At 71.6% G+C, this 23,425-nt stretch carries 23 protein-coding genes; 12 read left to right on the forward strand and 11 right to left on the reverse strand.

Features of this window, described 5'->3' with window-relative positions; all coding sequences use genetic code 11:
• Positions 1–89 precede the first annotated feature (89 nt).
• The 4 genes from ABD287_RS02575 (at position 90) to ABD287_RS02590 (ending at position 4,528) form a co-directional block, all read left to right on the forward strand.
• Positions 90–1,385 (forward strand): adenylosuccinate synthase, encoded by a 1,296-nt coding sequence (locus tag ABD287_RS02575; RefSeq protein ID WP_344167462.1) that lies wholly within the window; start codon positions 90–92, stop codon positions 1,383–1,385.
• A gap of 206 nt (positions 1,386–1,591) precedes the next feature.
• Entirely contained in the window at positions 1,592–2,506 is a 915-nt protein-coding gene (locus ABD287_RS02580) for a type IV toxin-antitoxin system AbiEi family antitoxin domain-containing protein (protein ID WP_344167465.1), read from the forward strand.
• Between the two features lie 111 nt (positions 2,507–2,617).
• The gene (purD, locus tag ABD287_RS02585) at positions 2,618–3,865 is read left to right on the forward strand and encodes a phosphoribosylamine--glycine ligase (protein ID WP_344167468.1); all 1,248 of its coding nucleotides are present in this window, start codon (positions 2,618–2,620) and stop codon (positions 3,863–3,865) included.
• 144 nt (positions 3,866–4,009) lie between these two features.
• Positions 4,010–4,528, forward strand: coding sequence for a hypothetical protein (locus ABD287_RS02590; protein ID WP_344167471.1), 519 nt, complete (start codon positions 4,010–4,012; stop codon positions 4,526–4,528).
• A gap of 87 nt (positions 4,529–4,615) precedes the next feature.
• On the opposite strand, the gene ABD287_RS02595 is transcribed toward ABD287_RS02590, so the two are convergent.
• Genes ABD287_RS02595 through ABD287_RS02605 form a run of 3 tightly spaced genes read right to left on the reverse strand, consistent with a single transcriptional unit; the run spans position 4,616 to position 7,405 of the window.
• Positions 4,616–5,071, reverse strand: a complete 456-nt coding sequence (locus ABD287_RS02595; RefSeq protein ID WP_344167474.1) for an SCP2 sterol-binding domain-containing protein — start codon at positions 5,069–5,071, stop codon at positions 4,616–4,618.
• 49 nt (positions 5,072–5,120) lie between these two features.
• Complete coding sequence (locus ABD287_RS02600) at positions 5,121–6,068, reverse strand: MaoC/PaaZ C-terminal domain-containing protein (protein WP_344167477.1); 948 nt, start codon at positions 6,066–6,068, stop codon at positions 5,121–5,123.
• On the reverse strand, positions 6,068–7,405 hold the full coding sequence (locus ABD287_RS02605) for a 3-oxoacyl-ACP reductase (RefSeq protein WP_344167480.1): 1,338 nt from the start codon (positions 7,403–7,405) through the stop codon (positions 6,068–6,070). The genes ABD287_RS02600 and ABD287_RS02605 overlap by 1 nt, the downstream gene beginning before the upstream one ends.
• Positions 7,406–7,546: 141 nt before the next feature.
• Between ABD287_RS02605 and ABD287_RS02610 the strand changes: the two genes are divergently transcribed.
• Positions 7,547–8,851 carry an acetyl-CoA C-acetyltransferase gene (locus ABD287_RS02610; RefSeq protein WP_344167483.1) on the forward strand — a complete coding sequence of 435 codons (1,305 nt, stop codon included), beginning with the start codon at positions 7,547–7,549 and terminating at the stop codon, positions 8,849–8,851.
• Positions 8,852–8,887: 36 nt separating this feature from the next.
• Here ABD287_RS02610 and ABD287_RS02615 read toward each other — a convergent pair whose 3' ends face one another.
• Positions 8,888–9,238 carry a YbjQ family protein gene (locus ABD287_RS02615; RefSeq protein ID WP_344167486.1) on the reverse strand — a complete coding sequence of 117 codons (351 nt, stop codon included), beginning with the start codon at positions 9,236–9,238 and terminating at the stop codon, positions 8,888–8,890.
• 179 nt (positions 9,239–9,417) lie between these two features.
• On the opposite strand from ABD287_RS02615, the gene purB reads away from it, so the two are divergent.
• The 7 genes from purB (at position 9,418) to ABD287_RS02650 (ending at position 16,576) form a co-directional block, all read left to right on the forward strand.
• Entirely contained in the window at positions 9,418–10,833 is a 1,416-nt protein-coding gene (purB, locus tag ABD287_RS02620) for an adenylosuccinate lyase (protein WP_425565480.1), read from the forward strand.
• A 72-nt stretch (positions 10,834–10,905) separates the two neighbouring features.
• Positions 10,906–11,514, forward strand: a complete 609-nt coding sequence (locus ABD287_RS02625) for a TMEM165/GDT1 family protein (RefSeq protein ID WP_344167492.1) — start codon at positions 10,906–10,908, stop codon at positions 11,512–11,514.
• A gap of 176 nt (positions 11,515–11,690) precedes the next feature.
• Complete coding sequence (gene purS, locus ABD287_RS02630; protein WP_344167495.1) at positions 11,691–11,942, forward strand: phosphoribosylformylglycinamidine synthase subunit PurS; 252 nt, start codon at positions 11,691–11,693, stop codon at positions 11,940–11,942.
• A complete protein-coding gene (gene purQ, locus ABD287_RS02635) occupies positions 11,939–12,658 on the forward strand; it encodes a phosphoribosylformylglycinamidine synthase subunit PurQ (protein ID WP_344167498.1) in 720 nt (239 codons plus the stop codon). The genes purS and purQ overlap by 4 nt, the downstream gene beginning before the upstream one ends.
• A 35-nt stretch (positions 12,659–12,693) precedes the next feature.
• Positions 12,694–15,258, forward strand: coding sequence for a phosphoribosylformylglycinamidine synthase subunit PurL (purL, locus tag ABD287_RS02640; protein WP_425565481.1), 2,565 nt, complete (start codon positions 12,694–12,696; stop codon positions 15,256–15,258).
• Positions 15,239–16,012 carry a 2-phosphosulfolactate phosphatase gene (locus tag ABD287_RS02645; protein ID WP_344167504.1) on the forward strand — a complete coding sequence of 258 codons (774 nt, stop codon included), beginning with the start codon at positions 15,239–15,241 and terminating at the stop codon, positions 16,010–16,012. Before purL ends, ABD287_RS02645 begins: the two co-directional genes overlap by 20 nt.
• Before the next feature lie 108 nt (positions 16,013–16,120).
• Positions 16,121–16,576 (forward strand): NUDIX domain-containing protein, encoded by a 456-nt coding sequence (locus ABD287_RS02650; protein ID WP_344167507.1) that lies wholly within the window; start codon positions 16,121–16,123, stop codon positions 16,574–16,576.
• A 67-nt stretch (positions 16,577–16,643) separates the two neighbouring features.
• Here the strand turns inward: ABD287_RS02650 and ABD287_RS02655 are convergent, their stop codons facing one another.
• The 7 genes from ABD287_RS02655 to ABD287_RS02685 form a co-directional block, all read right to left on the reverse strand.
• On the reverse strand, positions 16,644–17,819 hold the full coding sequence (locus tag ABD287_RS02655; protein WP_344167510.1) for an ABC transporter ATP-binding protein: 1,176 nt from the start codon (positions 17,817–17,819) through the stop codon (positions 16,644–16,646).
• Between the two features lie 9 nt (positions 17,820–17,828).
• Positions 17,829–18,656, reverse strand: a complete 828-nt coding sequence (locus ABD287_RS02660; RefSeq protein ID WP_344167513.1) for a carbohydrate ABC transporter permease — start codon at positions 18,654–18,656, stop codon at positions 17,829–17,831.
• Positions 18,656–19,549: a carbohydrate ABC transporter permease gene (locus ABD287_RS02665; protein WP_344167516.1), complete on the reverse strand. Its 894-nt coding sequence runs from the start codon at positions 19,547–19,549 to the stop codon at positions 18,656–18,658. Before ABD287_RS02665 ends, ABD287_RS02660 begins: the two co-directional genes overlap by 1 nt.
• Positions 19,546–20,820 (reverse strand): ABC transporter substrate-binding protein, encoded by a 1,275-nt coding sequence (locus ABD287_RS02670; protein ID WP_344167519.1) that lies wholly within the window; start codon positions 20,818–20,820, stop codon positions 19,546–19,548. Before ABD287_RS02670 ends, ABD287_RS02665 begins: the two co-directional genes overlap by 4 nt.
• Before the next feature lie 276 nt (positions 20,821–21,096).
• Positions 21,097–21,336, reverse strand: a complete 240-nt coding sequence (locus ABD287_RS02675; protein ID WP_344167522.1) for a phosphopantetheine-binding protein — start codon at positions 21,334–21,336, stop codon at positions 21,097–21,099.
• A 16-nt stretch (positions 21,337–21,352) separates the two neighbouring features.
• Complete coding sequence (locus tag ABD287_RS02680) at positions 21,353–22,375, reverse strand: FecCD family ABC transporter permease (RefSeq protein ID WP_425565483.1); 1,023 nt, start codon at positions 22,373–22,375, stop codon at positions 21,353–21,355.
• 41 nt (positions 22,376–22,416) lie between these two features.
• A complete protein-coding gene (locus tag ABD287_RS02685; protein ID WP_425565484.1) occupies positions 22,417–23,373 on the reverse strand; it encodes a FecCD family ABC transporter permease in 957 nt (318 codons plus the stop codon).
• Positions 23,374–23,425 lie beyond the last annotated feature (52 nt).

Genomic DNA, 23,425 nt, shown 5'->3' on the forward strand with positions numbered 1-23,425 from the left:
CCAGAGATCGCCGGGCTTGTTAGCCTGGCACATCGGGCTCGCCAAGCGGTCGCCACCTGGCGCCCGGGCCCCCGGTGAGGTGGGGAAAGATGCCAGCGATCGTGCTCCTGGGCGTGCAGTGGGGCGATGAGGGCAAGGGCAAGGTCACCGATCTGCTCGGAGCGCGGGTCGACTACGTGGTGCGGTTCTCCGGCGGCAACAACGCCGGTCACACCGTGGTCACCCCGGACGGCCAGAAGTACGCGCTGCACCTGATGCCGTCCGGCGCTCTCTCGCCGAACGCGACCATCGTGATCGGCAACGGCGTGGTCATCGACCCGAAGGTGCTGCTCACCGAGCTGGACGGGCTCGCCGCGCGCGGCGTCGACGTCTCCAGCCGCCTGAAGATCTCCTCCGACGCGCACCTGATCATGCCGCACCACCGGGCGTTGGACCGGGTCGTCGAGCGGTACCTGGGCTCGGCCCGGATCGGCACCACCGGCCGCGGCATCGGCCCCGCCTACGGCGACAAGGTCGCCCGGATGGGCATCCGGGTGCAGGACCTGCTCGACCCGGGCATCCTGCGCAAGAAGCTTGACATGGCGCTGCGGGAGAAGAACCAGACCCTCACGAAGATCTACAACCGCAAGGCCATCGAGCTGGACGCGGTCGTCGAGGAGTACCTGGAGTACGCGCAGCGGCTGCTGCCGTACATCGTCGAGACCCGCGCCCTGCTCTGGGGCGCCCTCGACCGCGGCGAGACCGTCTTCCTCGAAGGCGCCCAGGCCACCATGCTCGACATGGACCACGGCACGTACCCGTTCGTCACCTCGTCGAACCCGACCTCCGGCGGCGCCTGCGTCGGCGCCGGCATCCCGCCGACGGCGATCACCCAGGTCATCGGGGTCTCCAAGGCGTACACGACGCGCGTAGGCGCCGGCCCGTTCCCGACCGAGCTGCACGACGAGACCGGCGAGCGCATCCGCAAGATTGGCGGCGAGTACGGCACGACGACCGGCCGGGAGCGCCGCTGCGGCTGGTTCGACGCCGTCGTCGCCCGGTACGCGGTGCGGGTGAACGGCATCACGGACCTGGTCATCACGAAGTTGGACGTGCTGTCCGGACTGGACACGGTGCCGATCTGCGTGGCGTACGAGGTCGACGGCAAGCGGGTCGACGAGATGCCCACGACGCAGACCGAATACCACCACGCCACCCCCGTCTACGAGGAGATGCCGGGCTGGTGGGAGGACATCTCCGAGGCCCGCGTCGACGCCGATCTGCCGCCGAACGCCCGCGCCTACATTGAACGGATCGAGCAGCTCTGCGGCGCCCGGGTCTCACTGGTCGGCGTAGGCCCCGGCCGCGAGGAGAACGTCACCCGTCACCCCCTCCTCCCCGCCTAACCCACCCCACCCCGTCCCACCCTTCCCCAGCCCCCGGGTTCTCGGCGTTGATCATGACTTCTGCGGATGAATCACGGCCGATTCATCCGCAGAAGTCATGATCAACGCTCCGGGGTTCCGGGGTGGGGTTTCCACAGGGGGGCGGGTTATCCACAGGGCGGGGGTGTGGGGGTTCGGGGTTGGGGTGGTTGGCGCAGGGTGGGGGGATGGATGGTCAGGAGCGGGCGCGGCGGCTCGCGGCGACTCAGGACCGGGTCATCACCCGGGCGCAGTGTTTCGCCTGTGGGTTGGACCGGCACACGGTCGATCAGTTGGTGGGCTCTGGCCGGTGGCGGCGGATAGCTCCGCGCTGCTATCTCGTCGGCGCGGACGACCCCAGTAGCTTGGCCCGGGTCAGGGCGGTGAGCCTGTCGCTGGGCCCCGAAGCTGTCGCGGTGCTGGGTACCGCCGCTGAGCTCTACGGGTTGCCGAGGCCGCCGGGATCGACCCTGGTCCACATGTCGCTGCCGCCGGCCCGGGCGCGTCGACTGCGGCATTTCCAGGGCCTGCGCCTGCACCAGCTGGCGTTGCCAGCCGACCGGGTCGGCGCCGCGTTCGGGATCCCGGCCACGACCCCGCTGGCGACGCTGGCTGATCTGCTCCTGCGCTGCGACCGTGACAGCGCGGTGAGCGCCGTGGACGCGGCGCTGCGACAGAAGGTCATCGGCGCTGTTGATCTGGCGCTCCTGCCGTCGATGCTGCGCGGTCGTCGGGGCGCCGTGGCGGCGCGGGCCCGGCTTCGGCTGGCGGACGGACGTGCCGAGTCCCGGTTGGAGACCCGGGTGCGGTTGCGCCTGCTCGATGCGGGTCTGACTGCTCCGGTCCTGCAGGCGCCGATCCGCGACGACAACGGCCGGCTGGTGGCACGCGCTGACTTCGCCTGGCCGCAGGCGCGGTTGGTCGTCGAAGCGGACGGGGCGGCGTGCCACAGCGGACCCGAAGCTGTCTTCGCTGACCGCGTTCGTCAGAACCGCATCGTCAACGCCGGCTGGCGCCTGCTCCGTTTCACCTGGCAGGACCTAACTCCCCCCACCCAGATCCCCACCCAAGTCCACCGCGCCCTCTCCCAGACGCTGCGGTGATCATGACTTGTGCGCGTGAATACGACCCAATCCGCCCGCAGAGATCATGATCAACAAGGCTCGGGTTGGTGGGGTGGGGGAGGGGTCGGGGGGTGGGTAGGGTGGGGGACTGTGCGCGTATTTCTTCTTGGCGGCGGCGGGCGCGAGCACGCGCTCGCCCTCAGCCTGGCCGATGACCCCAGCGTCGAGCGGCTCGTCGCGGCCCCCGGCAACCCCGGCATCGCCGAGGTCGCCGAGTTGCGCAGCGTCGACCTCACCGACCCCCACGCCGTGGCGGCCGCGGCGACCGAGATGAGAGCCGACCTCGTCATCGTCGGGCCGGAGGCGCCGCTGGTCGCCGGCGTCGCCGATGCCGTCCGGGCTAAGGGGATCGCCTGTTTCGGGCCTGACGCGGCAGCGGCCCGGATCGAGGGTTCCAAGGCGTTCGCCAAGGACGTCATGATCGCCGCCGGGGTGCCCACTGCCCGGGCGTTCGCCTGCGGGAGCGCTGACGAGGCGGCGCGGGCGCTGGACGAGTTCGGCGCGCCGTACGTGGTCAAGAACGATGGGCTCGCCGCAGGCAAGGGTGTCGTCGTCACCGACGACCGGGCGGCGGCGTTGGCCCACGCGGTCGACTGCGGTCGGGTCGTCATCGAGGAGCACCTGGCCGGGCCCGAGGTCTCGCTGTTCGTGGTCACCGATGGCCTCGCCGCCGTGCCGTTGGTCCCCGCCCAGGACTTCAAACGCGTCGGCGACGGCGACACCGGCCCGAACACCGGCGGCATGGGCGCCTACGCGCCGTTGCCGTGGGCGCCGCCCGGGCTGGTGGACGAGGTCATGCGGACGGTGGTCCACCCGACGTTGGCCGAGCTTCGGGGCCGGGGCGCACCGTTCGTCGGGCTGCTCTATGTCGGTCTGGCGCTCACCGCCCAGGGCCCCAAGGTCATCGAGTTCAACGCCCGGTTCGGCGACCCGGAGACCCAGGTGGTGCTCGCGTTGCTGGATTCCCCCCTGGGGGAGCTGCTGCACGCGGCCGCGACCGGCACGTTGGCTGAGCACCCGCCGCTGCGTTGGCGTGGCGGGGCGGCCGTCACCGTCGTCCTGGCCAGCGAGGGCTACCCTGCTTCGGCCCGCGTCGGCGACGAGATCACCGGGGCGGACCGTCCGGGGGTCATCCACGCGGGGACGACGCGCACGACCGATGGCGCCCTCGTGTCGGCTGGCGGCCGGGTGCTCTGCGCGACGGCGACGGCCGGCGATCTGGCCGGCGCGCGTGACGCCGCGTACGCGCTGGTCGGGCAGATCGACCTGCCGGGCGGCCACCACCGCTCCGACATCGCGCTGGCGGCCGTACGTGGCGAGGTGGCTGTCCCGGCCTGACCGTCGGCCGGGCCGCGCCGTGCGCTCCGGGCGCGGACGGGGTTGGGCGGCGGTCCGGCGTATCAGCGGCGAACCGGCCTTCTCCTACCTTCGTCGGCCACCACCAAGCAGCAGGTGGTGGCCCGAGGGGAAGAGGAGATCGCAGTGACCAGAACCAGGAAGGCGATGCTCGGCGCCGCCGGCGCGGCCGCCATCATGCTCACCGGCACCGCGGCAGCAGCGGCGCTGACCAGCAACACCGGCACGTTCACCGAACGCCAGTCGTTCTCCCGCAACGACGGCGTCCAGAACATCACCTCGACGGCGTTCACCGACGTGGCCCGGGTCGCGGTGCGGATCCCGCCGGGAACGCGGCGGATGATCGACGCCCGCTACACGGCCGAGACGATGTGTTCGGGGGCGAGCGCCGGCTGGTGCTCGTTGCGGATCATCGCGACCCGTACGAGCGCGCCAGGGTTCACCGTCGAGCTGAACCCGGCCGCCGGGACCAACTTCGCGATCGACTCCACCGACGGCAGTTGGGAAGGGCACGCGATGGAGCGCAGCTCCAACTATCTGCCCGCCGGAAACTATGTCGTCAGCACCCAGGCGGCTGTCGTGAACGGGGCGACCTCGTTGTGGCTCGACGACTCGCACATGGCCGTCGAGGTCATCCGGCCCTGACCTGGGACGGCAAATGAGCGGGAGCGACGGCGCGGTTGCGACCGGCGGCGGGGCGGCCACACCAGACGGTGGCCGCCCCGCCGCCGGTCATGCCTTGGGCATGTCGAACAGGCTCGCCGCGTGGGCGGCCAGGCCCAGGTCGCCCTTGGCCTTCACCTTCCCGGTCATGAACATCATCATCGGGTTGCCGGCCCTGGTGATGACTTTGAGGAAGTCGGTGGGCGCCATGGTCAGGGTCAGCCGTGGACTGTCGGTGGTGGGCGTGCTGCTGGAGACGCACCTTCCACCACTGATGGCGACCTCGTACACGTCCGCCCCGCCGTCGGGGCGGCCGGTGAGGACCCAGTGGATGACGGCCTCGGTGTCGCCGGCCCTGTCGGCACGGAACAAGGCCGGCAGCCGGCTGAAGATCCCGTCGAGGATGGTCTTGCGGCCGTCGCCAGCCATCACCTCCCTGATCCGGGAATCCGGGGTGTCCTTGATCAGCCGCGCGAACTGCTGGGGGTCCAGTTTGTTCAGGGTCGCCGCGTCGAATTCCGTCATTGAGCTGTGCCCTCTCCCGAATGCGTCGGCTGCCACGGTACTGCGGTCGTCATCGGGCCTCGGACGGCGTGGTCACAGCGCCCCGCAGGTAGGGGCGCCCGGTGGCCGGATCGAAGACCACCAGGCGCCACCCGTCGCCGGCGGTCTCCGCGACGAACGCGGCGGCGCCGGGCAGCAGCACGGGCGCCGTGAAGGTGACGTCGTAGCGGAACCGATCGGGCAGCCGGCCCGCGCCTAGGGCGCTGAGGCTGCGGGCGGCGGTCCACATGCCGTGGGCGATCGGTCGGGCGAAGCCGAACAGCCGGGCGCCGACCAGCGAGGTGTGGATGGGGTTGCGGTCGCCGGAGACGTCGGCGTAGTCCACGCCGATCCGGGGCGTGAGCCGCCACTGGGCGCTCGGCGTCGGGGGACGGGGCGGTTGGGGGTCGCCGCCGGCGCCGCCGGCCTCCCGGTGGGGCGTCGCCTCGGGGACCCCGCCCGTCGGCGGGCGGGACCGTTCGCGACGCAGGTAGGTGGAGCGGCCCCGCCATACGGGCTCCCCGCTGACAAGAGCCTCGGCGTGCACGTCGAACTGTCGGCCCCGGTCGTGCGGTCGCAGGCCGTCGGCCCACACCCGCAGCTCCAGCGGCTCGGCGGCGTCGACGGGGCGTAGAACGTCGATCCGGTTGCCCAGGTGCACCAGCCCGATCATCGGCATGGGGAAGTCGTCGTCGGACATCAGCCGCATCGCCAGTGGAAACGCGAGCACATGCGGATACGTGGCGGGCAGGTGGTCGGTGAGCCCGAAGCCGCACACCCGGTCGTAGGCGGCGAGCCGGGCCCGGTCGACGGCGACGCCACCCAGGCTGAGAATGGTGTCGGGCAATTTGTCGGGGCGGTCGCGTTCGCCGGCGCCCCAGCCGAGCCCGCCGCGGCCCACCGGCAGCGGCAGGGCCCGGGTGACCGCCCGGCGGTAGATCGACCCGAGCGCCGGCATCTCATCCAGCTCGATGATCATCACGCTCCCATCAACGCCTGTCCGCAGACCCGGATGACGTTCCCGGTGACCCCGGACGATCCGGGCGCCGCCAACCAGGCGACGGTCTCGGCGACGTCGACCGGCAGGCCGCCCTGGGAGAGGCTGGTGAGCCGGCGGCCGGCCTCGCGCAGCATGACCGGCACAGTCGCCGTCATCTCGGTTTCGATGAACCCGGGCGCGACGGCGTTGACGGTCACCCCCAGGTCGGCCAGCGTCGGCGCGGTGGCCCGCACCAGGCCGATGACGCCGGCCTTGCTGGTGGCGTAGTTGGTCTGGCCGCGGTTGCCGGCGATCCCGGAGATCGAGCTGACCCCGACGATCCGGCCGCCGTGCGGCAGGAGACCGCCCTTGAGCAGCGCTGAGTTGATCCGTTCCGCGCTGCTGAGGTTGACGTCGATGACGGTGTCCCAGGCGTGTTCGTCCATCCGTCCCAGCGTCTTGTCCCGGGTGATGCCGGCGTTGTGAACGACGATGTCGACCCGCCCGTGCCTACCGGTGAAGTGCTCGACGAGCCGGTCCGGGGAGTCGGCCGCGGTCAGGTCCAGCTGGAGCGCTGTGCCGGCGACGGAGTTGGCGACGGTCGCCAGCGCCTGGCCGGCCGCGGGCACGTCGAGGGCGACGACGTGGGCGCCGTCGCGGGCCAGCACCGCGGCGATGCTGGCGCCGATCCCCCGGGCGGCGCCGGTGACCAGGGCGACCCGGCCGTCCAGGGGGCGGTCCCAGTCGGCCGTCGGCGTCGCCTCGCCGGCTCCGACGGTGACGACCTGGCCGGAAACGTAGGCGGACCGTCCCGACAGCAGGAACCGGAGCGTGGACTCGGCCGCCCGTTCCCCGCCGGGCGCGACGAGCACGAGCTGGGCGGTGCTGCCCCGGCCGAACTCCTTGCCGACGCTGCGGACGAAACCTTCCAGCGCCCGTTGAGCGGCGGCTTCCCGGGGCGTTCCGCACGCCGCGAACGGTGTGCCGAACACGATCACCCGGCCGCTGGGGGTCAGCGACCTGGCCCGTGGGTGGAAGAAGTCGTACAAGGCCCGGAGCCCGGCGGAGTCGGTGATGCCGGTGGCGTCGAAGATCAGCGCGCCGGCGCCGGGATGGGTGTCGTCGGGGCCGAACAGGGTGACGTCCGTGGCCCGCAACAACTCACGCAGGGGCTCGACGAGGCGGCCGCCGGGGGCGGCGCCGAGGTGGGCCGGACCGGGGAGCAGCTCGTCGCCCGGCGTGTGCCGACGCAGCCGGGGCGGGTCGGGAAGCCCCAGACGCTTGACGAGCGCCCGTCCGGGGCCGGAGTTCGCGAAGGTCGCGTACCGGTCGCTCATACAGGTAGCCTACTGGTGGGTAAGGTCCAGGCAAGGCTTAACACCGGGGAGACTTGTCCCCGAACGGGGCTCCGCTACGCCCCTTCCCTCCAACGGCGCTCAGCCGTCGTGGAGACGTAACGTCGTACCGAAGGGGGCCCCGTGCCGCGCTCCGCCCGCCGCGTCGCCATCATCGGCGGCAACCGCATCCCGTTCGCCCGGTCCAACGGGCGGTACGCCGCCGCGTCCAACCAGGACATGCTCACCGCCGCCCTGGACGGGCTCATCGCCCGCTACGGGCTCGCCGGCCAGCGCCTGGGGGAGGTCGTCGCGGGCGCGGTCCTCAAACACAGCAGGGACTACAACCTCACCCGCGAGTGCGTCCTCGGGTCCAGGCTGGACCCGGCGACCCCCGCCTACGACCTACAGCAGGCGTGCGGCACCGGTCTTGAGGCGGCGATCGGTGTCGCGAACAAGATCGCCCTCGGGCAGATCGAGGTCGGCATCGCCGGCGGCGTCGACACGACATCGGACGCCCCGCTCGCGCTCAACGAGGACATGCGGCGCACCCTGCTGGAGATCAACGCCGCCCGCTCGATCGGCGACCGGCTGCGCGCGGCGACCCGGCTACGACCCACCCAGCCGTTCCGGCCCGAGGCGCCGCGCAATGCTGAGCCGCGGACCGGCCTGTCGATGGGCGAGCACGCCGCCGACACCGCCCGGCGCTGGTCGATCAGCCGTGAGGCCCAGGACGCGCTGGCGCTCGCCTCGCACCAGCGGCTCGCCGCCGCCTACGACGCGGGCTTCTTCGACGACCTCGTCACCCCGTACCTGGGCCTGGCGCGCGACCAGAACCTGCGCGCCGACACGTCGCCGGAGAAGCTGGCCGCGCTGCGTCCGGTGTTCGGCGCCCGGGGCCCGCACGCCGCCGAGGCCACGATGACGGCCGGAAACTCCTCGCCGCTCACCGACGGGGCTGCTGTCGTCCTGTTGGCCTCGCCGGAGTGGGCGGCCGCCCACAGCCTGCCGGTCCTGGCCTACCTGGACGACGCTGAGACTGCGGCGGTTGACTTCGTTCACGGCGCCGAGGGCCTGCTCATGGCCCCGGTGTACGCGGTCCCGCGGCTGCTGGCGCGCAATGGCCTGGCGTTGGCCGACTTCGACTACTACGAGCTGCACGAGGCGTTCGCCTCGCAGGTGTTGGCGACCTTGGCCGCGTGGGAGTCGCCGGAGTTCTGCAAGGAGAAGCTGGGCCTGGACGCGCCGTTGGGGCGGATCGTCCGGGACCGGCTGAACGTCCACGGTTCGTCGCTGGCCGCCGGACACCCGTTCGCCGCCACCGGCGGCCGGATCGTCGCGACGCTCGCGAAGCTGCTGTCCCGGCTCGACAAGCCGGGCCGGGGTCTCATCTCGATCTGCGCCGCCGGCGGGCAGGGCGTCACCGCGCTGCTGTCAACCCCGCGCTGACCGAGATGGTCCAGCGTTGACCGCTCCCGTGCCGGCTCAGCCCGCGGCGGCGACAGGGGCCGCGTGCGCGCCTGACGGCTTGACCGCGACCACTACTGCCGTCCCGTAGGCGCAGATCTCGATCCAGGCCGCGGTGAGGTCGCGGTGGTCGAAGCGCATCCCGACGACGGCGTTGGCGCCGCGGTGGCGGGCGTTCTGGGCCATCCGCTCGACCGCCTCCTCCCGCCACCGGGTGAGCGACTCGAACATCTTGGGGTTCGTTCCGCCGTGAAGCGACTTGATGCCCTCCGCGAACGGGTTGTTGGAGCGCGCGGTGATGCCGATCACCTCGCCGAGGACCTCGCAGATCTCGTAACCGGGAAGGCTGTCCGTGGTAGCGACCAACATGTCCGAACGGTACCGACGCCGCGGCCGCTATAGAGCCTTTTCCCGCTATTGTCGGTTTTTGGGACGATCAATTACTTAGAGTGATGGTGGCTGTGGTTGTTGCGTTCACCGGCGCCTCCCGGCGCGCGTCCAGGGGTCGTCGGAGCCGTGCAAGGATGTCGGGCGTGACCAAGCCAGCCATGCCCAACGTGCTCGCCGCCCGCTACGCCTCGGCCGACCTGGTCGCTCTGTGGTCGCCGGAGGAGAAGGTCCGGACGGAGCGCCGCCTCTGGCTTGCCGTCCTACGCGCCCAACGTGACCTGGGAGTTCCGCTGCCGGACGGGGTCGTCGAGGCGTACGAGCGGGTGCTCGACAACGTCGACCTCAACTCCATCGCCGCCCGCGAGCGGGTCACCCGCCACGACGTGAAAGCCCGGATCGAGGAGTTCAGCGCCCTCGCCGGCCACGAGCACATCCACAAGGGAATGACGTCCCGTGACCTCACCGAGAACGTCGAGCAGCTCCAGATCCGCGCGTCGCTGGAACTCGTCCGCGACCGCATGATCGCCGCGATGGCCCGCCTCGGGGCCCGCGCCGCCGAGTACTCGGATCTGGTCATGACCGGGCGCTCGCACAACGTCGCCGCCCAGGCGACCACCCTCGGTAAGCGGTTCGCCTCCGCCGCCGAGGAGATGCTCATCGCCCATGAGCGGATAACGGACCTCATCGACCGCTACCCGCTGCGCGGCATCAAGGGCCCGGTCGGCACCGCCGCCGACCAGCTCGACCTCTTCGACGGCGACGAGGAGAAGATCCGGACGCTGGAGCAGCGGGTCGCCGAGCACCTGGGCTTCAAACGGGTCCTCGACAGCGTCGGGCAGGTGTACCCGCGCTCGCTGGACTTCGACGTGGTCGCGGCCCTCGCCCAGGCCGCCGCCGGTCCGTCCTCGTTGGCTACGACGATCCGGCTCATGGTCGGCCAGGAGCTGGCCACCGAGGGCTTCAGGAAGGGCCAGGTCGGCTCGTCGGCGATGCCGCACAAGATGAACACCCGTTCGTCGGAGCGGATCAACGGTTTTGCCGTGATCATCCGGGGCTATCTGTCGATGGTCGGCGAGCTGGCCGGCGACCAATGGAACGAGGGCGACGTGTCGTGCTCGGTGGTCCGCCGGGTCGCCCTGCCGGACGCCTTCTTCGCGTTGGACGGCCTCTTCCAGACCTTCCTCACCGTGCTCGACGAGTTCGGCGCCTACCCGGCGGTCATCGCCCGCGAGCTCGACCGGTTCCTGCCTTTCCTGGCCACCACGAAGATTCTGGTCGGCGCGACGCGTCGTGGCGTCGGCCGCGAGGTCGCCCACGAGGCCATCAAGGAGCACGCGGTGGCGGTCGCGCTGGCGATGCGGGAGAAGGGCGCTACCGAGAACGACCTCCTCGACCGCCTCGCCGCCGACGAACGGTTGCGGCTGACCCGCGCCGACATCGACCTGCTGGTGGTCAGCCGGACGGCGTTCATCGGTGCGGCGGCATCGCAGATCGAGTCGGTGCTGCGGCGGGTCGGCGAGGTCGTCGACGCCAATCCGGTGGCGTCGATGTACGCGCCGGCGCCGATCCTGTAGCCGTTGGGGGGGTAGCGCTGTAGCCGTGGGGAGTGGCGGTCCGGTGGCGGGCGCCGTGGCGAAGGAGCTGTGATGGACGCCGTTCTCATCGCGTTGACGGCATTCGTGCTGATTCTGCCGGTGGAGCTGCCGGACAAGACCTTCGTCGCCACCCTCGTGCTCAGCACCCGCTATCCGCCCCTGCCGGTCTGGCTCGGCGTCGTCGCCGCGTTCGGCGTCCAGTGCCTCATCGCCGTCACTGCCGGCCACTGGCTCGGCAAGCTGCCGCAGTTGCCGGTGTCGCTGGCCGCCGCCGCGCTGTTCCTGGTCGGGGCTGTCGTGCTGGCGCGTGGGGCCAGGAGCGCCGACGCGGAGGAGGCTGAGCAGGAGGCCGAGTTCTCGGCCAAGGTCGCCGGCGGCGCGAAAGGGTGGCGGGCCGCGGCGGCCAGTTTCGTCGTCCTGTTCACCGCTGAGTGGGGCGATCTGTCGCAGTTCCTGGTCGCCGGTCTCGTGGCCAAGGGTCAGCCCGCCGTGCCGGTGTTCTTCGGGGCCTGGGCGGCGCTGGCGACCATCTCCGGCCTGGCGGTGTTGTTCGGCCGGGTGCTGCTCGCCAGGGTGCGGCTGGCCATTGTCCGGTACGTGGCCGCCGGGGTGTGCGCAACGCTCGCGGTGATCACCGTGGTGACGGCGTTCACGTCCTGACCAGGGCAGTCACCCTGCCGGTGCAGAACTCGCCCGTCCGGGTAGGCTGGGCCCGGTTCAATCAGCGCCCAACCCGCAGTTACGCAGGACCAACACGCCGGACCGGCGCGGCGCGGGGATCAGACGCCGTGCGCCGGCAACGCGCACCGCGCAGGACGTAGTCAGGAGTACCGCCAGTGGCTCGCGTCGTCGTTGACGTCATGCTCAAGCCCGAGATCCTCGACCCGCAGGGTCAGGCCGTGGCCAACGCCCTGCCGCGGCTGGGCATCGCCGGGGTCGCCTCGGTGCGGATCGGCCGGCACGTCGAGATCGAGTTCGATGGGGACGTCGACCTGGAGAAGGCCCGCGAGATCGCCGACAAGCTGCTCGCCAACCCTGTCATCGAGGACTTCGAGGTCTCGGTTCAGGAAGCTGGTCTGGGCACGTGAGCGCGCGCGTCGGTGTAGTCACCTTCCCCGGTTCGCTCGACGACGGCGACGCCGCCCGGGCCGTCCGGTTGGCCGGCGCGGAAGCGGTGCGCCTGTGGCACGCGGACGCCGACCTGCACGGCGTCGACGCGGTCGTCCTGCCTGGTGGGTTCTCGTACGGCGACTACCTGCGCTGCGGCGCGATCGCCCGGTTTGCCCCGGTCATGCAGACCTTGGCGGACGCCGCCCGGGGCGGCCTGCCGGTCCTCGGCATCTGCAACGGCTTCCAGATTCTGTGCGAGGCGCACCTGTTGCCCGGCGCGCTGACCCGCAACCAGCACCTGCATTTCCGTAACCGGGACCAGATGCTGCGGATCGAGTCGACCGCGACGGCGTTCACCAACGGCTTCGAGCCCGGCCAGGAGATCCTCATTCCGGTAAAGAACGGCGAGGGCTGCTACGTCGCTGACGAGCGCACCCTCGACGAGTTGGAGGCGACCGGCCGGGTCGTCGCCCGCTACCTGCAGGGCAATCCGAACGGCTCGCAGCGCGACATCGCCGCGATCGCCAACGAGGCGGGCAACGTCGTCGGCATCATGCCGCACCCGGAGCACGCCGTGGAGGCGTTGACCGGTCCGTCGCTGGACGGGCTGGGCTTCTTCACCTCGGTCCTCACGCATCTCGCCGGCACGGCCGCCCTGCCAGCCGGCGCCAACGCCTCGGGAGTCTCCGCATGACCACCGAACCCGCAACCCCGCAGCCGGCGCCGCCGGTGGTGGTCGAGGGACCGGCCGTCGACCAGCCCCCGGCCGTCGAACAGCCCGCCGCGGGTGGCTTCGCCGACGTGGCCATCGATGCTGAGCCAGCCGATGTGGACACGGTCGAGCGCGCCGCCGGCACCCCCGAGGAATCGCAGCCGTACGCCGAGTTGGGCCTCCAGGACGACGAGTACGAGCGGATCCGGGAGATCCTGGGCCGTCGTCCCACCCAGGCCGAGCTGGCCATGTACTCGATCATGTGGAGCGAGCACTGCTCCTACAAGTCGAGCAAGGTGCACCTGCGCCAGTTCGGGGAGAAGGCCCCCAAGAGCGACCGGATGCTCGCCGGCATCGGCGAGAACGCCGGCGTCGTGCGGATCACCGACGAGTTGGCGGTCACCTTCAAGGTCGAGTCGCACAACCACCCGAGCTTCGTCGAGCCGTACCAGGGCGCGGCGACCGGCGTCGGCGGCATCGTCCGCGACATCCTCGCCATGGGCGCCCGTCCGGTCGCGGTGATGGACCCGCTGCGCTTCGGCGCGGCCGACCACCCCGACACCGCGCGCGTCTTTCCTGGCGTCGTCGCCGGCATCGGCGGCTACGGCAACTGCCTCGGTCTGCCCAACATCGGCGGCGAGGTCGTCTTCGACCCCTGCTACCAGGGCAACCCGTTGGTGAACGCGTTGTCGATCGGCGTGCTGCCGGTGTCGCGACTGCAGAACAAGGCTGCCGCGGGCGTCGGCAACGTCGTCATCCTCATGGGCGCCAAGACCGGCCGCGACGGTATCGGCGGCGTCTCGGTGCTCGCCAGCGCCACCTTCGACGAGGAGAGCGAGCAGCGTCGCCCGTCGGTGCAGGTCGGTGACCCGTTCATCGAGAAGCTGCTCATCGAGTCCTGTCTGGAGATCTACGACGCGGGTCTGGTCACCGGCATCCAGGATCTCGGCGGCGCCGGCCTGACCTGCGCGCTGACCGAAACGGCGGCCGCCGCCGGCACCGGCATGCGGGTGGAGCTGGAGAAGGTTCCGCTGCGCGAGGCGTCAATGGAGCCGCACGAGATCCTGGCCAGCGAATCCCAGGAGCGGATGCTGCTCATCATCGAGCCGGCCAAGCTCGACGCGGTATTGGCGATCGCCGACAAGTGGGGCGTGCTCGCCACCGCGATCGGCGTTGTCACCGAACCGGACCCCGATGCCAAGTCCGGCCGGCTGATCATCACTTGGCGTGGGCAGATCGTTGTGGACGCTCCCCCCGGGTCCCTGGCCGACGACGGCCCGGTGTACGCCCGGCCGATGCGCGAGCCCTCGGACCTCATCCTGCTCCAGGCGGACCGCGCCGAGACCCTGCCCCGTCCGGCCACCCCGGGCGAGCTGCGGCAGACCCTGCTGACGATGATCGGGTCGCCGAACCTGTGCGACAAGTCCTGGGTCACCGAGCAGTACGACCGCTACGTCCTGGGCAACACCGTGCTCGCCCAACCAGAGGACGCCGGTGTCATCCGCATCGACGAGGAGTCCGGCGTCGGCGTCGCCATCTCGCTGGACGGCAACGGCCGGTACGCGCGCCTCGATCCGTACAACGGGGCGAAGCTGGCGCTGGCCGAGTCGTACCGGAACGTGGCCGTCGCCGGCGGCACCCCCATCGCGGTGACGAACTGCCTGAACTTCGGCTCGCCGGAGGACCCGGGCGTCATGTGGCAGTTCGCCGAGGCGGTACGCGGTCTCGCCGACGGCTGCCAGGAGCTGGGAATCCCGGTCACCGGCGGCAACGTGTCGTTCTACAACCAGACCGGCTCGGTCGCCATCCACCCGACGCCGGTGGTCGGCGTGCTCGGCCTGGTCGAGGACGTCAACGCCCGGGTTCCGATGGGCTTCGGCTCGGATGGCGACGTCATCATGCTGCTCGGCGAGACCCGCACTGAGCTGTCTGGCTCGGAGTGGGCCTGGGTGACCCACCAGCACCTCGGCGGCCAGCCGCCGAAGGTCGACCTGGCGGCTGAGCGGGCGCTGGCCACGCTCATGGGACAGGCGGCGAGGTCAGGGCTGGTGAGCACCGCCCACGACCTGTCCGACGGCGGCCTCGCCCAGGCGTTGGTCGAGTCGTGCCTGCGGCGTGGTTTCGGCGCCCAGATCGCGCTGCCGGAGGGCCTTGACCCGTTCGTCCAGCTGTTCTCCGAGTCCACTGCCCGGGCGGTGGTGGCGGTGCCGCGCGGCCACGAGAAGGCCTTCGCCGCGCTCTGCGACGAGCAGGGCGTACCGTGGTCGGCTCTCGGCGTCGTCGATTCGGCGAGCAGGTCCCTGTCCTTCCGTGACCTGTTCTCGGTGAGCATGGACGAGCTGCGCGAGGCTCACACGGCGACGCTGCCACGCCTGTTCGGCGCCGCCGCGACCGACGCCGGCGCCGAGGCCGACGACGCCGGCGCCGTGGCCGCGCCTTCGCCGAAGGCGGCGGAGACCACGACCGACGCCGAGCCCGCGACCGGCGCCGACGGCGAGCCCGCCGAGCCGGAGCCGGTCCAGTCCGCTGACGCCCCCTCGGCGCCTGGCGGGACGGACCAGGATGGCGACGCGCGCGGCTGACCCCACCTACGGCCAGGATGGCGCCGGCGTCCGCTTCGACTGGGGCGTCGCCGGCGCCGCGGCGCTCTCCAAGGGCTGTCGGGCGCTGGTGGTGGTCGATGTCCTGTCGTTCACCACGGCGGTGGACATCGCCGTCAGCCGCGGAATCCGGGTGCACCCGTTCCCCTGGGGGGCTCAGGCCCACGAATATGGGCGTCGCGTGGGCGCGGCGGTCGCTGTCGGCCGCGGCGCCGGCGACGCGGAGCACCCGTGGACGTTGTCCCCGGCCGCGCTGGCCACCGCGCCGTTCGTGGAGAACCTTGTGCTGCCGTCGCCGAACGGATCGGCGATCTGCGCCACCGCCAGCGCGACCGGGCTGCCGGTGCTGGCCGCCTGCGCCCGCAACGCCGGGGCAGTGGCGCGGTGGCTCCGCTCGCACGGTTTCGGCGCCATGGACGCCCCGGTCGGCGTGGTCGCCGCCGGCGAGCAGTGGCCGGATGGTCGACTGCGACCATGCGTCGCCGACCTGCTGGGCGCCGCGCTGGTCCTGGACGGTCTGGTGGATTCGCCCGGTGGACTCTCCGTGGAGGCCGCCATGACTGTGGCGACGCTCGCGGCCCGGCCGGACGTGTCGGCCGCGATCCGGGGCTGCGTCTCGGGTCGGGAACTGGCCCAGCTCGGGTACCCGCTCGATGTCGAAGCGGCGGCCGCGGTGGGGGTCTCCGAGGTGGCGCCGTTGCTACGGGACGGGGCGTTCCACCCCGCCGTTCGCTAGAGCGTGTCTCGCGGATGATGGAGTGTGGTCAGGGCCGCGCTCGTGCGATCCACGAGTCGTCGACCATCCACTTCTGGATGCCCTACGCGGCGAGCAAAGGACGTCACCGTGACGATTCGCCCGCCGGCCGCCCGACCACATGCCTCCTCCGGGGCGGTCTTCTTTGATGAGCGCGGCCACCTGTTGTTGGTTGACCCTGTGTACAAGCCGTATTGGAATCTGGTCGGCGGCGCGATCGACGCCGGCGAGACGCCTCGGTCGGCGTGCGCACGGGAGGTGCATGAGGAGCTGGGGGTCCGGTTCCCGATCGGCGACCTGCTGGTCAGCGCCTGGCTGACGTTCCCTGATCGGCAGCATTTCTACTTCGTCTTCGACGGCGCGACGCTCACCAGTGCGGATATCGATGCCATCCGGCTCGACCCCGCGGAGCTGGGCGCGAAGAGGTTCGTGACCGCGGATGCTGCGAGGGTCTTGGTTCCGCCGTGGCTCGTTCCGGTCATCGACGCCGTGCTCGACGCCCGCAGCACGGGTGGGCAGCGGTATCTGGAACTGGACGGCAGGTAGCGGCCGAAAGCCGCAGCGTGAATCTGTAGCCGCGGTCCTCGTGGCGTCAGTGGCGTCCGGTCGACGGTCAGGCGCCCAGCCGGGCGCCGGTGTCCGGATGGAACAGGTACAGCCGGCTGGCGTCCACCCAGATCCGTAGCCGGTCGCCGACCCGGGCGGCGGACTGGCCGCCGAGCCGGGTGACCAGGCGGTTGCGATTGGAGTCCAGAGCGGCGCCGCCGATCTCCGCGTTCAGTTCGGCCAGCTCCGCCGACTCGACCCGGTCGCCTTCCACGCCGACATGGACGTAGGTGTCGGAGCCCAAGGACTCGACCATCTCCGCCTCGGCCTCGAACTTTGCCCCTGGGGCACGCGCCGTGTCATCGACGAGCCGGGAGTCCTCGAAGTGCTCCGGTCGCAGCCCCACCACGACGCGGGCCGGCCGGCCCGCCGCGTCCCAGTCACGGGCGAGCGGGGCGGACATCGGCAGGTCACCCAGCGGGCAACGCACCCGGCCCTCCTCGGCCATCCCTGGCAGGAAGTTCATCGCCGGCGATCCGATGAAGCCGGCGACGAAGAGGTTCACCGGCCGCTCGTACAGCTCCCTCGGCGCGGCGACCTGTTGCACGGCGCCGGATCGCATCACCACCACCCGGTCTCCGAGCGTCATCGCCTCGACCTGGTCGTGGGTGACGTAGACGGTGGTGGTGCCCAGGCGACGCTGAAGCCGGGACACCACGGCCCGCATCTGCACCCGAAGTTTGGCGTCGAGGTTGGACAGCGGCTCGTCCATGAGGAAGGCGCGCGGTCGGCGGACGATGGCCCGGCCCATCGCCACCCGCTGCCGCTGGCCGCCGGAGAGGTTCGCCGGCCGGCGGTCCAGCAGGCTCTCCAGCTCCAGCAGGGCGGCGACCTCCGCGACCCGCGCGGCGACCGACGGCTTGTCGAGCCTGGCCAGGCGCAGCGGGAAGGCGATGTTCTCGGCGACCGTCAGGTGCGGGTAGAGGGCGTAGGACTGGAACACCATCGCGATGTCGCGCTCGCGGGGGGCGCGCTCGTTCACCCGCTCACCGCCGATCAGCAGGTCGCCGGAGGTGATGTCATCCAGCCCCGCGACCATGTTGAGCGTGGTCGACTTGCCGCAGCCAGACGGCCCGACCAGGATCACAAACTCGCCGTCGGCGATCTCCAGGTCCACATCGCGCACGACCGCCGTGCCGTCCCCGAACATCTTGGACACTTTGCGCAGCACGATGTCGGCCATCGCTACCCCTCAGCCCTTGACCGCGCCGGACGTGAGTCCCGCGACGATCCGCCGCTGGAACACGAGCACGAACACGATGATCGGAATGGTGATCACCACGGCGGCCGCAGAGATCGCCCCGGTGGGGTCCTCGAACTGCGATTCGCCGGTGAAGAACGACAGGGCCACCGGCACCGTCCGGGAGCGCTCCGTCGAGGTCAGCGACACCGCGAACAGGAAATCGTTCCAACAGAAGATGAAGACGAGGATAGCGCTGGTGACCAGACCCGGCGCGGCCAGCGGAGCGATCACGCGGCGGAACGCCTGGCCAGGCGTCGCGCCGTCCATCGTGGCGGCCCGCTCCAGGTCCCACGGGATCTGCCGGAAGAACGCCGACAGCGTGTAGATCGCCAGCGGCAGCGCGAACGTGATGTAAGGCAGGATCAGCCCGGGCCAGGTATCGAACAGACCGAGCCGGCGCTCGATGTCGAACAGCGGCGAGATCAGCGACACCTGCGGGAACATCGCCACCAACAGGGAGACGCCGACCAGCAGCCGCCGCCCGGGGAAATCCAGCCGCGCGACGGCGTACGCCGCCAGCGCCCCGAGCACCACCGCGACGAGCGTGGCGATCAGGGCGATCCCGATGGAGTTGACCAGCGCCTGGACGAACTGGTCGGTGCGGAAGATCGCCCGGTAGTTGTCCAGGGTCCACTCGCGTGGCACGAAAGCGCCGTCGCCGAGCGTGGTTGGGGTCTTGAGCGAGAGGGAGGCGATCCACAGCACCGGCGTCAGGGCGAAGACCAGGACGGCCAGGTCGAGCAGACCCCAGCGCCAGCGGGCCGCGGTGTCGGACATCAGCGCCGCTCCTCCCCGTCGCCGCTGGGGGCGGCGGCGCCGAACAGCCTCACGAAGACGAGGGCGACCAGCGCCACCATGATGAAGATCAGGACCGACATCGTGGATCCGATGCCGAGGTTCAGTCCCTTGATCAGGTTGTTGTAGGTGGTCATCGAGACGGAGGAGGTCTGGTTGGCCCCCGACGTCAGCACATAGATGTGGTCGAAGACGCGGAACGCGTCCAGGGTGCGGAAGAGCAGCGCGACCAGGATCGCCGGCCGCATCGCCGGCAGGGTCACCCGGGTGAATCGCTGCCACGCCGTCGCTCCGTCGGTGGCGGCGGCGCGCAGCAGGTCCTCGGAGACCAGCGCCAGGCCCGCCATCAGCAGCAGCGCCATGAACGGTGTGGTCTTCCAGATCTCGGCCAGCATGATCACCGCCAGGGCGCTGGCGCGTTCGGTCAGCGGGTCCCCGTTGGCGAAGGCGTTGGCCAGGTAGCCGGTGCCCGGCGTCCAGGCGTAGCGCCAGGAGAACGCGGCCACGACGGTGACGATCCCGTACGGGATCAGCGCCACGGTGCGGACCAGGCCCCGGCCGACCAGGGTGCGGTGCATGACCAGTGCCAGTCCCATGCCGAGCACCAGCTCGACGGCGACCGTGACCACCGTGATCAGCCCGGTGACGCTCAGCGCGGTCCACCAGGCGTCGCTACTGAGGACGGCGGCATAGTTGTCCAGGCCGACGAAGCGGCGCTGATCGGGGAACTTCAGGTCGAAGCGCTGCAACGACAGCCAGAAGGAGTAGACGATCGGATAGCCGGTGACGGCGAGCATGACCAGTGCGGCTGGCGCGCAGAGCAGCCAGCCCAGCCGGCGCTCGTCCCGCCGTCCCCGCGACAGGCGCGTGCTCACGGCAGCACCCCCTTGGAGTCCAGGGCGGCCTGGACGGCGTCGCGTAGCTCCTCGACGGTGTCCGGGCCGATACGCGAGGGCGGGGAGAGCGCGGCGGCCAGGACGGTGGAGACGTTCTGGTAGGCCGGGGTGAGCGGTCGGTTCGCCGCGTCGCGCAGCTCGGCCAGGATCGTATCGCGCATCGGGTACGCCTCGGCCATCTGCGGGTCGGCGTAGACGCTCTCGATCGTCGGCGGCACGCCGTCGTTGATGGCCGAGTGCTTCTGGTGCGCGGCGCTGCGCAGACACAGCGCCGCCTCGAACGCCTGGGCCGGGCGCCGGCTGTACCGGCTGACCGCGAGGTTGTATCCGCCGATGGTGACCCGGCTGGGCCGGCTATGGTCCAGCGCCGGGAAGCGCGCCCAGCGCACCTTCGCCGCCAGTTCTGGCGCTCCCTCTCTCATCGCCGGGTAGACGAACGGCCAGTTGAGCTGGAACGCCCCGCCGCCGGACTGGAACTCCAGACGTGCCGCGTCCTCCATGGCGTTGCTGAACGACGGGCTGGTCACGCCGGCGGTGGCCAGCCGTCGCAGGGCGTCCGCGGCCCGCTCGACCGAGGCGTCGACGACCACCCGGGCGCCGGGGTCCGGGACGAGTTGGCCGCCGGCGCTGGCGACCAGGGTGTTGAACAGCACGACCAGGCCCTCGTACTGCGCACCCATCGTGATCACCCGGTGGGTACGCCCCTGCGCCTTGAGACGCAGGGCCGTGTCGATCATCTCGTCCCAGGTGCGCGGCGGGCTGGTGACCAGGTCGGCGCGGTACCAGAGCAGCTGGACGTTGGTGTTCTTTGGCGCGGCGTAGAGGGCGCCGCGGTACGTCGCGGACTCCAGCGGCCCAGCCAGGGTGCCGCGGCGCGCCTCCGCCGCGGAAGCGTCGTCCCACGGGCGGATCCAGCGGGCGCCGGCGAACTCGGCAGTCCACGTGACGTCGAGCCCCAGAATGTCCATGCTGGTGTCGGCGGCGGCCAGCCGCCGCACCATCTGCACGCGCTGGTCGTCGGCTCCACGCGGAAGCACCCGGTGGACGATCCGGTACCGGCCGCCGGCCTGCGCGGTGCAGGCCGCCACGACGGCGCCCAGGTTCTCCTCGGGAGCGTAGTACAGGTTGATCGTCGGCAGACCGTCGTCGGCCGCGCCGCCGCAGCCGGCGAGGGCGACCACAGTGGCCGCGGCGAGGGCGGCCGACGCAGCGCGGCGGCGCAGCGTGCTGGCGCTACCCGGTCGGCCCATCACCTGGCCTCTCCGCCGGCCCGGCCCCTGCGGGCCATCCCGGCATTCTCTCCGTCACCTACCCGTTGACGCAGCCGTGACGCACGGGCCAGGCCGCCTGCGGCGGTAGCAGGACGTGCGCCGGCACGGGCACCGATACGGTGGCGTACGTCGATGCCTTGCGCCTGAGTATAGGGAGAGACGCTCGATATGGGGCGATTCGATCATGCTCTGCCGTTCAGCCCGTGCCTCGGCGCGACGTGCCATGGCGTCCGAGGCCGGCCGACGGCGCGCGGCTCAGCGCTTGACCAGGCCCGCCCGTTCGAGCGCCGACGCCCAGCCGCGGATGGTGGGCGCCTCGGCCAGGTCGGCGAAGCTGATCTCGGCGCCCCGGGCCCGCCACCCTTCGACCAGCGTCATCACCCGGACCGAGTCCAGGCCGTGATCGAGCAGGTCATCGTCGACGTCGATCTCATCGGCGGCCACCCCCAGCGCCGTCGCGATCTGCTCCCGCAGCTGGTCCATCAGCTCACTCACTAATCCGCTCCTTTCCTCAGCCACGGCCCGAGCGCCACTCGCGTAGCAGCAACCAGGCCAGATACACCCCGCCGATGGCGCCGGTCACGACGCCCACGGGCAACTCGACGGGCGCGGTGAGCCGCTGCGCGACCACGTCGCCGACCAGCAGCAGCAGACCCCCCATAGCGGCCGCCGGCAGCATTCCGGGGCCGGTGGACCGGGTCAGCCGGCGGGCCACCTGGGGAGCGACCAGCGCGACGAACGCCACCGGCCCGGCGCAGGCGGTGGCCACCGCCGTCAACGCGACCGCCACCCCCAGGGCCGCCAGACGTACCCGGGACACCCGGACGCCGAGGCCGCCGGCCAGTTCGTCGCCCACCTCCAGCATGGACAGCGTCCGCTGCAACGCCAGCGCCGCCGGCAGCAGGACCGCCAGCGCCGCCCCCATTAGCGCGGCCTCGGGCCAGCGTCGCTCGTAGAGGCTGCCGACGACCCACATGGTGGCCAGCTTGGCGTCGCTCAGCTCAGCCCGGCTGACCAGGAAATTGTTGTAGGCGACCAGCATGGCGCTGACTCCGATGCCGACGAGCACCAGCAGGTAACCTTGCGCCCCGCCCCGCAGCGCCAGCAGGTAGACCACCGCCGCGGTGGTCAACCCACCGAGGAACGCCCCAACGGTCGCCTCGGCGGTCCCGCCGCCGAGGACCAGCAGGACCGTCACGGCGCCGGCGGCGGCGCCCTGCCCGAAGCCGATGATGTCCGGGCTGCCGAGCGGGTTTCGGGTCAGCGTCTGGAAGATCGCCCCGGCGACTCCGAGGGCCGCGCCCACCGCCAACGCGGTCAACGCCCGGGGCAGCCGGCGCCGGGTGACGAACAGCTCGGCCATCGGGGAGCCCTCGCCGACGATCGCGCGCGCCGCGTCACCCAGTGGCACCCGATAGTCGCCGACAGACGCCGCGAGGACCAACGCGGCCAGGCACAGCACGAGCAGGAGCAGGCCGACCACCAGCGGCCGCCAGCGGATCCGGAACGAGATCCGTTCCCCGAACAGCCGCACCGGCGCCGCCGGACGTTGCCGGCTTCGGACGACGTCGGCGTTCACAGCTGCGCCATCCGGCGCCGGCGGATGAGCGCGATGAACAGCGGCGCGCCGACGAACGCGGTCACGAGTCCGGCCTCCAGCTCGCCGAGGTCGAGCAGCACCCGCCCGGTGACGTCGGCGGCGAGGACCAGGCACGGCCCCAGCAGCGCCGAGTAGGCGAGCACCCAGCGTTGGTCCGGCCCGACCAGCGCCCGGGCGGCGTGCGGGACGGCCAGGCCGACGAACGAGAACGGGCCGGCCGCGGCGGTGGCGGCGCCGCAGAGGACGGTGATGACCCCGGCGGCGGCGAGTCGGGTGTGGCCCAGCCGTAGCCCCAGCGCCCGGCTGGTGTCGTCGCCGAGGGCGAGGACGTTGAGCGGCCAGGCCAGCGCCAGGCCGGCAAGGACCCCCAAGGCCAGGAACGGCGCCATCGGAACGAGAACGTCCAGGCCACGGCCGGCCAGGCCGCCGACGATCCAGAACCGGAACTGGTCCAGCGCCTTGTCATCAGCCAGCTGAACGGCCCAGGTGTAGGCGATGAGGGCGGCGCTGACAGCGGTGCCGGCCAGTGCCAGCCGCACTGGGCCGGTGGCCCGACCGGTGGCGCCGATCGTGTAGACGATTACCGCCGCCGCGCCGGCGCCAGCGAAGGCGAACCAGATGTACTCCAGCGGACTGGTGAGACCGAGAAAGCTGATCGCCGAGACGACCGCGGCAGCCGCCCCGCCGTTGACGCCGAGCAGGCCCGGGTCGGCGAGCGGGTTTCGGGTCAGCGCCTGCATGAGCGCCCCCGCGACGCCGAGCGCGGCGCCGACGGCGATCGCGAGCACCGTCCGGGGGACCCGCTGGCGCGCCACCACGGCGGCGTCGTAGGAGCCGTCCGGGGCCAGCAGGGCGTCCAGGACGGTCGACAGCGGAAGCGAACGTGCCCCGACGGCCACGCTAGCCAACGCGAGCACGACCAGCAGCGCCAGGCACAGCGCCAGCCCGGCGATCCGGGCGGCGCCGTGCTGGCCGCTGTTGGCC

This window comes from Pilimelia columellifera subsp. columellifera, from assembly GCF_039532605.1.
Lineage (GTDB): Bacteria > Actinomycetota > Actinomycetes > Mycobacteriales > Micromonosporaceae > Pilimelia > Pilimelia columellifera.

Bases quoted from the DNA above. Each gene is read 5' to 3' on its own strand.
- ABD287_RS02605 (WP_344167480.1), bottom strand. From the start codon at position 7,405: ATGAGCGACCGGTACGCGACCTTCGCGAACTCCGGCCCCGGACGGGCG.
- ABD287_RS02600 (WP_344167477.1), bottom strand. From the start codon at position 6,068: ATGATCATCGAGCTGGATGAGATGCCGGCGCTCGGGTCGATCTACCGC.
- ABD287_RS02580 (WP_344167465.1), top strand. From the start codon at position 1,592: ATGGATGGTCAGGAGCGGGCGCGGCGGCTCGCGGCGACTCAGGACCGG.
- ABD287_RS02595 (WP_344167474.1), bottom strand. From the start codon at position 5,071: ATGACGGAATTCGACGCGGCGACCCTGAACAAACTGGACCCCCAGCAG.
- ABD287_RS02575 (WP_344167462.1), top strand. From the start codon at position 90: ATGCCAGCGATCGTGCTCCTGGGCGTGCAGTGGGGCGATGAGGGCAAG.
- ABD287_RS02625 (WP_344167492.1), top strand. From the start codon at position 10,906: ATGGACGCCGTTCTCATCGCGTTGACGGCATTCGTGCTGATTCTGCCG.
- ABD287_RS02645 (WP_344167504.1), top strand. From the start codon at position 15,239: ATGGCGACGCGCGCGGCTGACCCCACCTACGGCCAGGATGGCGCCGGC.
- ABD287_RS02660 (WP_344167513.1), bottom strand. From the start codon at position 18,656: ATGTCCGACACCGCGGCCCGCTGGCGCTGGGGTCTGCTCGACCTGGCC.
- purB (WP_425565480.1), top strand. From the start codon at position 9,418: ATGCCCAACGTGCTCGCCGCCCGCTACGCCTCGGCCGACCTGGTCGCT.
- ABD287_RS02615 (WP_344167486.1), bottom strand. From the start codon at position 9,238: ATGTTGGTCGCTACCACGGACAGCCTTCCCGGTTACGAGATCTGCGAG.
- ABD287_RS02670 (WP_344167519.1), bottom strand. From the start codon at position 20,820: ATGGGCCGACCGGGTAGCGCCAGCACGCTGCGCCGCCGCGCTGCGTCG.
- ABD287_RS02655 (WP_344167510.1), bottom strand. From the start codon at position 17,819: ATGGCCGACATCGTGCTGCGCAAAGTGTCCAAGATGTTCGGGGACGGC.